Annotated in this window: 13 protein-coding genes; 9 read left to right on the forward strand and 4 right to left on the reverse strand. The window is 62.0% G+C overall.

Annotation, left to right across the window (positions count from 1 at the left end; all coding sequences use genetic code 11):
* Positions 1 to 474 precede the first annotated feature (474 nt).
* From AC0Z42_RS13205 to AC0Z42_RS13220, 4 genes are all read left to right on the forward strand, one after another.
* Positions 475 to 2,748, forward strand: coding sequence for a cyanophycin metabolism-associated ABC transporter (locus AC0Z42_RS13205; RefSeq protein WP_485468671.1), 2,274 nt, complete (start codon positions 475 to 477; stop codon positions 2,746 to 2,748).
* A 2-nt stretch (positions 2,749 to 2,750) separates the two neighbouring features.
* Positions 2,751 to 3,221, forward strand: a complete 471-nt coding sequence (locus AC0Z42_RS13210) for a cyanophycin metabolism-associated DUF1854 family protein (protein WP_485468672.1) — start codon at positions 2,751 to 2,753, stop codon at positions 3,219 to 3,221.
* A gap of 122 nt (positions 3,222 to 3,343) precedes the next feature.
* The gene (locus AC0Z42_RS13215; protein WP_485468673.1) at positions 3,344 to 3,826 is read left to right on the forward strand and encodes an antitoxin Xre-like helix-turn-helix domain-containing protein; all 483 of its coding nucleotides are present in this window, start codon (positions 3,344 to 3,346) and stop codon (positions 3,824 to 3,826) included.
* The gene (locus AC0Z42_RS13220; protein WP_485468674.1) at positions 3,823 to 4,293 is read left to right on the forward strand and encodes an RES family NAD+ phosphorylase; all 471 of its coding nucleotides are present in this window, start codon (positions 3,823 to 3,825) and stop codon (positions 4,291 to 4,293) included. The genes AC0Z42_RS13215 and AC0Z42_RS13220 overlap by 4 nt, the downstream gene beginning before the upstream one ends.
* 18 nt (positions 4,294 to 4,311) lie before the next feature.
* Here AC0Z42_RS13220 and AC0Z42_RS13225 read toward each other — a convergent pair whose 3' ends face one another.
* The 3 genes from AC0Z42_RS13225 to AC0Z42_RS13235 form a co-directional block, all read right to left on the reverse strand.
* Complete coding sequence (locus tag AC0Z42_RS13225; RefSeq protein WP_485468675.1) at positions 4,312 to 5,826, reverse strand: AMP nucleosidase; 1,515 nt, start codon at positions 5,824 to 5,826, stop codon at positions 4,312 to 4,314.
* Positions 5,827 to 6,148: 322 nt separating this feature from the next.
* A complete protein-coding gene (locus AC0Z42_RS13230) occupies positions 6,149 to 7,570 on the reverse strand; it encodes a serine hydrolase domain-containing protein (RefSeq protein WP_485468676.1) in 1,422 nt (473 codons plus the stop codon).
* 231 nt (positions 7,571 to 7,801) lie between these two features.
* Positions 7,802 to 8,230 carry a hypothetical protein gene (locus tag AC0Z42_RS13235; protein WP_485468677.1) on the reverse strand — a complete coding sequence of 143 codons (429 nt, stop codon included), beginning with the start codon at positions 8,228 to 8,230 and terminating at the stop codon, positions 7,802 to 7,804.
* A 261-nt stretch (positions 8,231 to 8,491) separates the two neighbouring features.
* Here AC0Z42_RS13235 and AC0Z42_RS13240 point away from each other — a divergent pair, with 261 nt between their 5' ends.
* A complete protein-coding gene (locus AC0Z42_RS13240) occupies positions 8,492 to 8,794 on the forward strand; it encodes an HNH endonuclease (protein WP_485468678.1) in 303 nt (100 codons plus the stop codon).
* A gap of 55 nt (positions 8,795 to 8,849) precedes the next feature.
* Here AC0Z42_RS13240 and AC0Z42_RS13245 read toward each other — a convergent pair whose 3' ends face one another.
* Entirely contained in the window at positions 8,850 to 10,211 is a 1,362-nt protein-coding gene (locus AC0Z42_RS13245; protein ID WP_485468679.1) for a serine hydrolase domain-containing protein, read from the reverse strand.
* Between the two features lie 292 nt (positions 10,212 to 10,503).
* Here AC0Z42_RS13245 and AC0Z42_RS13250 point away from each other — a divergent pair, with 292 nt between their 5' ends.
* From AC0Z42_RS13250 to AC0Z42_RS13265, 4 genes are all read left to right on the forward strand, one after another.
* Entirely contained in the window at positions 10,504 to 11,745 is a 1,242-nt protein-coding gene (locus AC0Z42_RS13250; RefSeq protein WP_485468680.1) for a hypothetical protein, read from the forward strand.
* 91 nt (positions 11,746 to 11,836) lie between these two features.
* On the forward strand, positions 11,837 to 12,412 hold the full coding sequence (locus tag AC0Z42_RS13255; protein WP_485468681.1) for a TetR/AcrR family transcriptional regulator: 576 nt from the start codon (positions 11,837 to 11,839) through the stop codon (positions 12,410 to 12,412).
* Positions 12,413 to 12,433: 21 nt separating this feature from the next.
* A complete protein-coding gene (gene map / locus AC0Z42_RS13260) occupies positions 12,434 to 13,237 on the forward strand; it encodes a type I methionyl aminopeptidase (protein WP_485468682.1) in 804 nt (267 codons plus the stop codon).
* Between the two features lie 35 nt (positions 13,238 to 13,272).
* Positions 13,273 to 13,605, forward strand: a complete 333-nt coding sequence (locus tag AC0Z42_RS13265) for a hypothetical protein (RefSeq protein WP_485468683.1) — start codon at positions 13,273 to 13,275, stop codon at positions 13,603 to 13,605.

Consider the following 13,605-nt stretch of genomic DNA (forward strand, 5'->3'; position numbering starts at 1 on the left):
GGTTTCTTGATAACAAGCCAGGCGTCTGGGCGCCAGATACTTTAGGTGGCTCTACAGAGACTTTTCAGGCTCTGCGCTTGGTTCTTTATCCCGGGTATGCGCAGTGTGCCACTTTTAGGGGCCTCCTGTCGCATTTGCTTCTACTATTCTGCTGGAGTTACGTTTCTAATTGTTACCTATCGTTGCCTTACATATCATTTTTACCCTGGCTTGCCCCACAAATTGCATCATTTGCGCAACGGCCCGTTGTTGTATACTTCCGCCTGGCGTTGCAAAAGCGCAGCATCCACCTGGCGCTTGCTGATCAGTTTCGCCATCCTTGCCATACCTGCAGGCATCCATTCGATACAATACAGGAAATTGCAACTGGTTAATCTGCCAGTCGCCACCCCGCTGCACACCCCAGGACAGGCAGCTTTCACCCCCCAAATCCGCCCTTCAAGGGCCAGGCCAAGAGCCGGAGCATGCTTTACGATGACAACTGAACTGATAGTTCCTGCAGTACCCACCCCCGCCACTTCGCTGCCTGAACACTGGCTGGCGCAGGTGGAAAACAATCTGCTTGCCGGGGAGAACGTTTTAAGTAGCGTGGAGGTTGACCTCGACGCGCGATTACGTTTCACAAAAGGCATAATAGTTGTCACGGAGAAGCGTCTGCTGGCGCGCGCGCCCGGCGAAACCACGTGGCAGCACTGGTCGTACCGGCCCGGCCTGCGCCTGGCGCACCACGATCACGCCGGTGTCGGCCACCTTGAATTGTTCGACGACCATGGCCGCCTGGCCTCGTGGCGCTTTACCCTGGGCCAGAACCTGCACGCGATGCGGGTGCTGGAGCAATTCGTCGAGCGCCTCGACAGCCACCTGACGGGCCAGCCTGTCCTGGCAGCCGAGCAGGAAGTGTGTCCCAGCTGCAAAGCGCCTTTGGAGCCGGACCAGGAAGAATGCCCGATCTGCGCCAAGGTGCTGCATACCCCGCCGTCGACCTGGACCCTGTTCCGCCTGTGGCGCTTCGCCCACCCCTACCGTGGCCAGCTGGCGCTGGGTTTCACCTTGATGCTGCTCTCCACCGCCGCGCACATGATACCGCCCTACCTGACGGCCCCGCTGATGGACAATGTGCTGATCCCGTATCAAAACGGACAGCAGATCGACCCATGGCTGGTGGTGTATTACATGGGCGGCCTGCTCGGCTCAGCCTTGCTGGCCTGGCTGCTGGGCTGGGGCAAGACCTATGTGCTGGCGCTGGTATCCGAGCGCATGGGCGCCGACCTGCGTTCAGCCACGTATGAACATTTGATGAAACTGTCGCTCGAATTCTTCGGCGGCAAGCGCACCGGTGATTTGATGGCGCGCATCGGCAGCGGCAGCGACCGCATCTGCGTGTTTTTGTCGCTGCATTTGCTGGACTTCGCCTCCGACGTGCTGATGATCATCATGACCGGCGCCATCCTGTGGTCGATGAACCCATGGCTGGCCATCATGACCCTGGCGCCATTGCCGTTCATCGCCTGGATGATCCACCTGGTGCGCGACCGTTTGCGTACCGGCTTTGAAAAGATCGATCGCGTGTGGAGCGAAGTGACCAATGTGCTGGCCGATACGATTCCCGGCATCCGCGTGGTGAAAGCATTTGCCCAGGAGCACCGCGAAGCGGCGCGTTTCCGCGACGCCAATGCGCACAACCTGGCCGTCAACGACAAACTGAACAAGGTCTGGTCGCTGTTCTCGCCCACCGTGTCGTTCCTGACCGAAATGGGCTTGCTGGTGATCTGGTGCTTCGGCATCTGGCAACTGTCGCGCGGCGAAATCACGGTCGGCGTACTGACCGCCTTTATCGCCTACAGCACGCGTTTCTATGGCCGCCTCGATTCCATGAGCCGCATCGTGTCGGTGACGCAAAAGTCGGCCTCGGCCGCCAAGCGCATCTTCGACATCCTCGACCATGTATCGAGCGTGCCCGAGCCATCGCAGCCGGTGAAACTGGACAAGGTCGAAGGCCGGATCGATCTGCGCGAAGTGGGTTTCCGCTACGGCAACCGGGCGGTCAACCGCGGCATCACTCTGAACATCAAGCCCGGCGAAATGATCGGCCTGGTCGGCCACAGCGGTTCGGGCAAGAGCACGCTGGTCAACCTGATCTGCCGTTTCTATGACGTGTCGGAAGGCGCGATTTTGCTCGATGGCGTCGATATCCGCTCGTTTGCCGTATCCGACTATCGCCGCAATATCGGCCTGGTGCTGCAGGAACCCTTCCTGTTCTTCGGCACCATCGCCGAAAACATCGCCTACGGCAAGCCGCACGCGACGCGCCAGGACATCATCGCCGCCGCGCGCGCCGCGCATGCCCACGAATTCATCCTGCGCCTGCCGCAGGGCTACGATTCGATGGTGGGCGAGCGCGGCCAGGGGTTGTCGGGCGGCGAGCGCCAGCGCATCTCGATCGCGCGCGCCTTGCTGATCGATCCGCGCATCCTGATCATGGATGAAGCGACCTCGTCGGTGGACTCGGAAACCGAAAAAGAAATCCAGAAGGCGCTCGACAACCTGGTGCAGGGCCGCACCACGATTGCGATTGCGCACCGCTTGTCGACGCTGCAGCGGGCCGACCGCCTGGTGGTGCTGGACCGTGGCCAGGTGGTGGAAGTGGGCAGCCATGACGAGCTGATGGCAAAAGAGGGCGCATATTACCGCCTGTACGAAGCGCAGGCGCGCAACGCCGCTGAAATGGTATTGGAAGACAAGGAATAAGCATGGCCGAGATTACTTTTGGATTGAGCCGCAACCCATATGGCAAGTTGCTGATGACGACGTTTGACGGCCAGGTCATCGAGGGCGTGGCGCCGGTGCGGGCGTTTCCGATCCAGTCGCCCGACGAAGGCATTTCGCTGGTGCAGGGCGATGGCAAGGAAGTGGCGTGGATCGAGCATCTGGACGACTTGCCGCCAGCCTCGCGCGACTTGCTGATCGAGGAACTCGAAGGGCGCGAATTCATGCCCGAGATTTCGCGCGTGAAAAGCGTGTCGAGCTTTGCCACGCCGTGCACCTGGCATGTCGATACGGATCGCGGCGAGACGCAGTTCGTGCTGAAAGGCGAGGAAGACATCCGCCGCATCGGCGCGGCCTCGCTGCTGATCGCCGACAGCCATGGCATTCAATTTCTGATCCGCGACATGTTTACCATCGACAAGCACACGCGCAAAATCCTTGATCGCTTCCTGTAACGGTGGGCGAACCGCTTTTCTAATGAGCATGCCGTTCAGCGCAAACTGAGCGGCATTTTTTGGTCTATGCGCCTTGCAAATGATCTCATTTGATCTATGCTGATGTCTTGAAGGAGACGATCATGGCAATCCCCAAGCAAGCAGATCACTCACTGGCGGCGCGCCAGGCCCGGGTCTTGTACGACAGCATGAGTATGCATGGCGGTGATCCGCATGAACGCATTGCGCTGATACGCCAGGGCATTCCGGCGGCGGCCATCAGCCGCTTGTCGGCGCGCATGGGCATGAGCAAGGAGCTGCTGTTGTCCAGCCTGGGCCTGTCGCGCGCGACCATCAGCCGCAAGGAGAAAGACGCCGGCCTGCTGTCGAAAGACGAGTCGGAGCGGGTGCTGGGCGTCGAGACGCTGATCGGCATGGTGCAAGCCATGGTCGAGCGCTCCGGCGATCCGGCCGGTTTCGATGCCGCGCGCTGGCTGTCTGACTGGCTGAGCAAGCCGTTGCCGGCGCTGGCCGGCGCCACCCCCGCCAGTTACATGGATACGTTCGAGGGGCAAAACATGATCAGGGAATTGCTGGCGATGAGTGAAAGCGGAGCTTACGCATGAGCGTGCTCTGGCGTATCGCCGCCGATACGCCAGGTTATGCCGCCGATGACCTGAACGGCATCGGCGCCAAGCTCACGGGCGGGCGCTGGAACAGCAAGGGCGTGCCGGTGGTGTATTGCGCCACCAGCATTGCGCTGGCTACCCTGGAAACCGTGCACTACCTGCGCGCCGGCACGCTCCCTTTCAACCGCTTCCTGGTGCGCATCGAGGTGCCGGAAGCAGTATGGCAGGCGCGCCAGTTACTCGACCCACCGCCTGGCGGCTGGGACGCCATCCCCGCCAGCCGGTCGGCCAGCCGGGCCGGCGATCACTGGAGCGCGGCGGGCAAGACCGCGTTGCTGGTGGTGCCATCGGTGATCGTTCCCGATGAATGCAATGTGCTGATCAATCCGCGCCACCCTGACGCCGCCGCGATCACTGCCAGCACCGTGCGGCGCTGGCAGTACGATCCGCGTTTCTTCCCCTGACGCTTTACTTGAACCGCTTTACTGGAACGCCACCTCGGCAAAGCTGCGCAATTTGCGGCTGTGCAGCCGGTCCACGCCCTGGCGGCGCAGCAGTTCCACCGCGCGGATGCCGATGCGCAAATGCTGGTCGACCCGTTCGCGGTAAAAGTGGTTGGCCATGCCGGGCAGCTTGATTTCGCCGTGCAGAGGCTTGTCGCTGACGCACAGCAAAGTGCCATACGGCACGCGGAAACGGAAGCCGTTGGCGGCAATCGTGGCGCTTTCCATGTCGAGCGCAATCGCGCGGCTCTGGCTGAAACGGCGCTCGGGCGTGCGCTGCGGCAGCAGTTCCCAGTTGCGGTTGTCGGTGCTGGCCACCGTGCCGGTACGCATGATGTGTTTCAGGTCCAGCCCCGTCAGCTGGGTAATTTCGGCCACCGCCGTTTGCAGCGCCTGCTGGATTTCGGCCAGTGGCGGGATCGGCACCCACAGCGGCAAGTCTTCGTCGAGCACATGGTCTTCGCGCACATAGGCGTGCGCCAGCACGTAGTCGCCCAGGCTTTGCGTGGTGCGCAGGCCGGCGCAGTGGCCCAGCATCAGCCAGGCGTGCGGGCGCAGCACGGCGATATGGTCGGTAATGGTTTTTGCGTTGGCCGGACCGACGCCGATATTGACCATGGTGATGCCGCTGCCGTCGGCGCGCAGCAAATGATAGGCCGGCATCTGCGGCAGGCGCGGCGGCGCCGCGCCCAGGGCGTCGTCCACCTCCACCGACTGGCCGACCCGGCGCGTCACCACATTGCCCGGTTCCACGAAAGCGATATAGCCGTCGTCGTCCGAGGGCGTGCCGGCGTCGGGTGCGCGCTGCATCATGGCGTGCCCCAGGCGGATGAATTCGTCGATATAGAACTGGTAATTGGTAAACAGCACGAAGTTCTGGAAGTGCTGCGGCGAGGTGCCGCTGTAGTGGCGCAGGCGCTGCAGCGAATAGTCGACGCGCGGCCCCGTAAACAAGGCCAGTGGCTGCGCTTCGCCATGCGCCGTTTCAAGGGTGCCGTTGGCGATGCCGTCGTCCATCGCCGCCAGGTCGGGCAGGTCGAACAGGTCGCGCATGGCCATGCGGCGGCCGGCGTCCATATTGCCTTCGATATGGTCGTGTTCGGCAAACGAGAAATGCACGGGGATAGGCTGGGCGCTGACGCCCACTTCCAGCGTCACCTTCTGGCCGTTGTTATGGTTTTTCAGCAGCAGGGTGAACTGGTCGAGGTAATAATCGGCAAACAGGTCGGGGCGCGTCAATGTGGTTTCAAACACGCCGGGGCCTGCCACGAAACCGTAGGCCAGCGGCGAATCGGCGCGCGCCACGGTTTCGGTCTGGATGCGCACGAAGGGATAGCAGCCGCGCACCCGTTCCTGCATGTTTTCGCCGGCAACAAAGCGCTGCAGCGCGTCGCGCAGGTGGTCGATGCTGGCACGGTAGATGGCTTGCACCTGTTCCAGAGCCAGGCGGGGATCGTCAAAACGGGCGGAGGCGATAAAGGCGGGCGTATGCAAGCGGTACTCCTATCAGGGTTGGTACATGGCATTGTAAGGCAGGCACGGTGTTGATGGGGTACGGCCTGGAGCTGATGAAAGCTTAAAAACGGCGGGCCGGAGACACGGGTCCGAGAAAATGCCGATGGCGGCGTTGCGGCTCCTTGCCGTACTGGCGTACTGTCTGCGTCGCCGCGCCTTGCCCTCGACATTTTTCAGGCCCGCTTGGCCCGGATGCCCGGGCTGGAGTCTTGGGCCGAAGCGTGGTTTGCTGGTGTGCGCAATGACGGCATGCAGGCACGGGCGGAAGCGCCGCCCGATTCGCGCCCAGCGATATCTGGCATCAGGTCTCTGGCGTATCGAGCTTCGCCAGCGCCTGCCTGGCCTTGTCGAACGCGGGATCGAGCGCCAGCGACTGCATATAGCTCGCGCGCGCCTTGGCCTTGTCGCCCAGCTGCTCATAGGCCATGCCTTTGCGCCACCAGGCACCAGCGGGAGGCGCCACCTGGACTGCGGCGTCGAAGCGAAGGTAGCGGTCCAGCAGTGCTATCGCCTCGGCAGTTTCATAGCCGCCGTCGATGCGGGTCCTTGCCGCCTGGTACACCGACGGTGCGTGGCTCGGATTGCGGTCATACAGCCTGGCGGCGCCGCGCAGGTCGCCGCGCATCACCAGATCGAGAGCCAGCATCATGTCGGAATCGGCCTGCACGGCCAGTTGCGCCGGTTTGCCATACAAACGTGCCTCGATCTTTTCGGCAACGTCGGTGGCTCCCATGCCCGTGTTGGAAAGGACGATGACCGTATAGCCGCTGCCCTGGTAGCGGCGGAACACCGCATTGATGCCGGGCGCACCGCCATTATGGCCGATGACGGTGTCGCCGAAAGCGCTCTTGCGCTCCCAGCCGAAGGCATATTCCTTGTCCGGTCCCACGGGGGTCCACATGGTCGCTTTGCTCGCTTCGGACAACAACACCGTTCGCTTGAGCGCTTGATCGTAGCGCAGCATATCGCGCGTGGTCGTGCGCATGCCGCCATCGGAGGACGGCGGCGGTACTGACTTCACGTTGGAGCTTATGCTGCCGTCGCCGTTGCGGGTGTAGCCGATCGAGCGGTCAGGCAGTGGCTCGTCTTCGAGGGTGAGCGAACTGTCAGTCATGCCGGCAGGCCTGAATATATGGTCGCGCAGGTAGTTGCGGTAGGACTGGCCGCTGGCTTTTTCGACGACGGCGCCGAGCAGTACCATGCCCGAATTCGAATACTGGAAGCGGCTGCCGGCCGCAAAACTGGGCGGCTGGTCGTAAATCAGCGGCAGGAAGGCGTCAATGGTGCGCAGCTTGTCCATGTTCGCGGCGAAGTCCTTGTGCGCCATGTAGTTGCCGGTGCCGGCCGAGTGGTTCAGCAAGTGGGCGACGGTGATCGTGTCCTTCTCCGCGTAAGGGATGTCGGGAAGGAAGCGCGAGATCGGATCGCTCAGTTTGAGCTTGCCTGCTTCGGCCAGTTGCAAGATCGACACCGCGGTGAAGGTCTTGCCGATGGAGCCAATGTTAAAGCGCGTGTTGGCGCGGTTTGGCACATTCGTCTCGCGATTGGCCAGGCCCACGGCCGCTTCGTAGACGGTCTTGCCGTCATGCGCCACCAGCACCGTGCCGGCGAATATGCCGACCTCACCGTAGCTTTGTACGATGGCATCGAGGTCGCGCTCGATATTGTCCGCCTTTGCAGCGGTACCGACCATCAAGAGACAGGCAAGCAAAACTCGAAACATGTTGTTCTCCATCTAACCGCCCACCGGGCGCATGAGTATATTGCCGTAATTTCGCTGTAAAGTCCCTGCCGTTTGATGTGCATACGTGCAATGCTTTTCTGACCTGGGGCAACACAATAAACCCTGGGCCGACTTTCCGCTGCAAGCGAGTTTGGATCAATCAATATGGAATTGCGCGCCGATACGCGGCCAGCCGTGCAGGCGCGTGCGATAAGGGCCGCTTAATAATTTTCATTTGCACGCGCTGTTCTTCGCCACCGAATAGGCGAGTTCATACTGCTGTTGATACATGAGCAAAGCAAGATCGTCATCTGTATTGTACGGGCCATCCCCGAGCGACTTGACCTGGCTGGCTTGCTCCGCAAACTTGGCTTGAGCATCCTTCAATTGCGCCCAATAGGTGGCACACCAGCCGTCCTTTTTGTCGAGCCTTGCTTCGAGCTGCGCGATTGCTTGATCCCAAAGGGCGTTGGAACGGCCATAGCAAGACTTCAGGCCGCCATTGCTGGCGCAAGCATTGACTTCGCACTTGAGTGCTTTGGTACACCGGTCCAATTCAGCGGAGACTTTGCGCGCCAGCTCCGCAGGAGGCTGCTGCGCAAGCGCGCACGACGAAATACAGGCAAGGAGAAGAGCGATATATTTCGATGAGAATGGCATGCTGACCTATTTTCAATTAGCCCCGCAACGCGCGGAGCAATATTATCAAAAAGCCACATGATTCTAGCATGCCCGGCGACATGCCTACTTGCCCGTTGCCTCGCCTGATCGATGGCCAAAGCCAGCCCGACGCTGCCTCAGCAGGACACAAGATGTAACACTCTACCCTGAATGTTTACAACCACTGTCAGGGCATACGACAAGTGGCGGCCAGAGGCGAATGATATAGTGGCGGGAATGTATACACTGAAAGAAACTGCCATGAAAAACGACGCTGCCGTTCGCCCGCAAGCCAGCCAGGCACCTGCCAGACTCAGCAAAGAGGACTTCGTCACTGCGCTGCGCAAACTGCTGCAAGAAGCGGGAAAATCCGGCGAGGCCAGCGTGGACGTACGCGCGGCGAACCTGCACACCGAGGTTGGCGTTTATCCGGCGCGCGGCCACTCGATGCCAACCTGTTGCACCGTGATGTATGAAGAGATGCAGCCAGGTGACGAGATACTGCTGACTCCACCTGGGGGAAAGGGACCTACGCTGCTGGTACGGTACAAATTCCCACGCTGAAAATCGCTGTCTTGCGCCGGCACGCCTTGGCCGGGTTGGCGCTACCGTTGCCGGTTCAGCTGTCCGGGCTGCGGTGGGCCTTGCGCCCGCCGATCAACAGCATATCCTGTCTGCCATCCTGCGCCAGTTCGATAATTTCGCCGGTCTCCGGGGATACCAGGCTGGTTTTGCCGGTTGGCACCAGCCGGGTGGCGCCGATGTCCGGCATGATCATGGTCCAGTCCTTGCCGTCGAAGCGCAGTTCGTAGCGGTTGGCGAAACGGCCCTCGAAGCGGTCGAGCTGGTAGATGCCGACGTGGCGTGTGGCCGTTGCCAGGTCCAGCGGAGCCGGGTGGGCCAGGCGAGGTTTGAAGTCAGGCCAGCCGTAGGCGGACGCCACCGCCTTGACGATCTCGCCGCCAAGATAGCTGCCGTTGTCGCCGTCGGTCATGACGACGACGCCGTTGCCGCTGTCGAGATACATCGCGTAGGTGCTCTTGAAGCCGGTATTGCCGCCGGAATGCATGAAGCGTTTGTGCTCGCCATCGCCGACCACGAACAAGCCCTGCGCATAATTGTTCAGCGCCGGCGTCAGCATATCGCGCGCCTCGGTGGCGCTCAGAAAGTCCGTGCCGGTTTTCCATGACCGTTGGATACCGATGGCGAAGCGTGCCAGGTCGCTGGCCGTGGTCCACAGGCCGGCGGCCGCCAGTTCGGGATAGACGAAGGCTCCGCCTTCGACTTCGCTGCCGTCGACGTAGTGGCCGCGCGCGCGGTTCATTTCTGCCGCCGGCAATGGCTGCGCGAATGTGCTGCGCCGCATCCCAAGGGGCTGCAGCACTTGCTGGCGCATCAATTCCGCAAAAGGCGTGTGCAGACATTGCTGCATGGCGACCTGGGCGATGGTGTAGCCGCCGCCGGAATACGCATAGGCAGCGCCCGGGATGGTCTGGATGGCAACCGCCGGCGTGAGCGACGGCGGCTCGCCCTTGATGACCTGAAGGTCGGCAGGGATCGCCTGCGACGGTGGATAGCCGGGAAAGCCGGACACGGTCACACCCGCGGTGTGGTTGAGCAAATTGCGCAAGGTCACCGGATGCCCGGGGCTTTGCTGCCCTGCGGGCAGGGTCCATGGCCGCAGGCAGGCGTCCACCGGAACATCGAGCTGGAGCTTGTTGCTGCGCGCCAGACGCTGCGCCAGCGCGCCGGTCACGCCCTTGCTGATGGACGCGGCCTGATACAGCGTGTCGGTGTCGGCCGCAGGCGCGGATGGTTGCCGGTAGACGCCGGCCCAAACGATCTTGCTGTCGCGGATGACCGCCACGCTGGCGCTGGAGACCTGATAGCGGCGCAGGCGCTGCTCGATATCGAAGGTCTGCGCCGGCTCGCCTGCGATGTCCACCCGCTGCCGCAGTCCGCCGGCGATACGCCCGGCCATATCGGACTCGCCCGCGTGGGCGGGGACGCTACCTGCCGCCACCCCCAGCAAGACTCCCAGGCATAGCACGCGGCCTGAAGCGTGGACTGGTAATGGCCATGGACAAATGCGCATACGTCTCCCTTCATTGATTGAATGGGCCGATAGTATCGAGCATTGCGCGAGGCTTCCCGGATTTGCGACGAACAGTGGAAAGCTTGGTCCAGGCTGTTTGTTTTCAGCAAAATCTCTGAGGGCGGCAGGTTACACTGTCGACTCATTCACTGATCGGCCCTGATCGGCCCACACTGCCATGTTCATGCGCTTCGCTTTCCTTGCCTCTGCCTTGATGCTTGGCTTTGCCGGTCCGGCCGCCGCCGATACTGCCGTCCTTGACAAGCTCCAGGCCAACCGGCTCGCCATCACGCTGGACAAAGGCACGCTGGCGGGGCCCGGTGCGGCTACGCTGCTGCAAGCTTCGCGCCAGGCGCAGTATGTGCTCCTCGGCGAGGATCACGGTGTCGCCGAGATCGCCCAGTTCTCTTCCGCCTACTTCAATGCCCTGGCGCCTGCCGGCTTCACGACCCTGGTCACGGAAAATGGTCCAGTCGTGGCAAGCGCGCTCGAAGGGATGCTCAAGCGCGCCGACGCGGTCACTGCGATCGCCCGATTCGACGCCGCCTATCCGGACTCTGTTGCTTTCTACACCATGCGCCAGGAGGCAGAGATGCTGGCCGGCTTTGCACTGGCCGCAGGGCCGCGCTTCGAGCATTGGGGCATCGACCAGGAATTCATCGGTACGGCCAAATACCTGATCACCCGGATGCTGGCCCAGCCGGTTAATCCGACCGCCCGCGCGAAGCTGGAAGCCTTGCGTCAAATGGAAGCTGTCGCTTATCAAAAGGCGGTGGCTACCGGCAATCCCCTGGAGTACCTGATGCTGTCGGCCTCCAACGAGGAACTCGCTTCGCTGCGCCCGCTACTGGCTGGCCCCAAGGAGCAAACTGCGCTCGGCCTGCTCGATGCACTGCTGGACAGCCGTGCCATCTATCAGAAGAGCGCCTCAAAAGTACCCGGCGATCGCGACCTCTCCAATCGCATGCGCCTGGCGCTGTTAAAGCAGACCCTGGCCTCGCGGCTCGGCGTGCAAGAGCAAAAGCTGGTGGTGAAGGTCGGCGCAAATCACGCCTACAAGGGTATGAATCCGCTCAACAATCGTGACGTCGGCAACTTTCTGGCGGAGCGCGCCGAAGGCCAGGGTCGTACCTCGCTGCACCTGATCGTGGTGGCGGCGAAAGGGCAGCAACTGAGATTCGCGGGAGCGGGCAAGCCATACCGGCCGGCACAGATCGAACTTGAGAGCTCTGCCTTCAAACTGCTGGCCGGTGCGGGCGCCACCGACGGCAGCTGGTCGCTATTTGATCTGCGGTCATTGCGGCCCGGTTTGCGCAAACTGGCGGCGGGCGACATCGACGTGTTCAATCTGATCAACGGCTACGACTTCGCCCTGCTCATCCCCGAAGGCAGCGCTTCAACGCAGCTCGCGACACCGTAGTGGGGTAGCGGAAGCCCTGCAAACGGAACGCGGGCATGAGGCAAACTTCGGCATGCTTGACGGATTCAATTAGAATTGCTATTCTATTTGAATGGTCAGACTAGCTAAATTCAACGAAAATCATTTTATCGACAGCGCCATCACGGTCGCTGCCCAATGCGGCGTGGCGGCGGTGTCGATGTCCGCCATCGCAGTCAAGGCGGGCGCGCCGATCGGCTCCGTGTATCACCGGTTCGATTCGCGCAATGCCATCCTGGCGCGCGCCTGGCTGCGCGTGAAAGGCGACTTCCGCGAAGAAGTCGCCAGCCTGTGGGGCGAGGGCGACACCTGGGCCGGCGTGCATGGCCTGCTGGACTGGTGCCGCCGCAAGCCCGTCTATGCGCGCTTCCTGCTGCAATGCGAGGACAGTCCCGATTTCAACGGCGGCCTGGACGACCAATTGCAGGCCGCGCTGGAACAGGAGCAAGCCGCGCTCGACGCCTGCTTCAGCCGCTGCGCCGGCGCCGGCCTCGATCATCTGGTGCTCAAGTTCATGCTGATCGACGCCCCGGTGGCCGTCGTCAAACCTTATCTGACCCAGGACCGCGCGATCCCCGCCAGCGTTGACGCCATGCTGCGCGCCTCGCACGACGCCGTGCGCGGCTGGGCCGCCCACACCACACACTAATCAATATAAAGAACACACACCATGCGCTATTCCACCCAGCTTGAACACGGCAAGAAAATCCCGCTGCACGACGAAGAAGGTTTCGAAGGCATGCGCGCGGCCGGCCGCATCGCCGCCGACACGCTCGATTACATCACGCCTTTTGTGAAGCCCGGCATCTCGACCGCCAAGCTCGACGCCATGTGCGAGGAATTCATGCGCGCCGCCGGCGCCATCCCCGCCACCATCGACTACCACGGCTACAAGCACGCCAGCTGCATTTCGGTCAACCACGTGGTCACGCACGGCATCCCGTCCGAGAGCAAGATCCTGAAGGTGGGCGACATTTTGAATATTGACGTCACGCCGAAATTCAACGAGTGGCACGGCGACACCAGCCGCACCTTCAAGGTCGGCGCCGTCTCGATCCTGGCCAATCGCCTGGTCAATACCGCGTATGAAGCGATGATGGTCGGCATCAACACGGTGCGCCCGGGCGCCACCCTGGGCGACGTTGGCGCCGCGATCGAAGCGGTGGCCAAGGCGCAGGGCTTTTCCTCGGTGCGCGACTTCTGCGGCCACGGCGTGGGCAAGGTTTTCCACGACACGCCGCAAGTGCTGCATTACGGTAAAGCCGGCACCGGCATCGTGCTCGAACCGGGCATGATCTTCACCATCGAACCGATGCTCAACGTCGGCAGCTACCAGGTCAAAGTATTGCCCGACAAATGGACCACGGTCACCAAAGACCGCTCGCTGTCGGCCCAGTTCGAACACTCGCTGGCGGTGACGGAAACCGGTTTTGAAATCTTTACCTTGTCGGCATTGCCAGGCGCCCAGCCCTGAACTCGCTGACCGAGCGGCTGCTGGCGCGCCATCGTTTGGTTCCCGAAGACGCGTTGCAGCAGGTGGCGCAAGCGGTCCTGATGCAGCACGGCATCCGTAGCGACAGCGTGCTGCGTGCGGAACGCATTGCCGCGTTGGCGCCGCCGGTGGCGTGCGTGGTGGTGCTGGCCGAATGGCTGGCGTATGTGGATTGGGAAGGCTACGATAGCGCGCTATACATGAATTTTGACACTGTCAGCGCCTTGGCGGTGGATCAATTGCAGTTGCCGCCGCTGGCGCGCGAACAGGCCAGCTTCCAGACGCAGCGGCCAGTATTGGTCGACGCGTTGCTCGCCTTTACGGCGCGGCATCTGCTGCTGTTTCCCTGA

Source organism: Janthinobacterium sp. 1L-D-8-B-C4 (genome assembly GCF_057291295.1).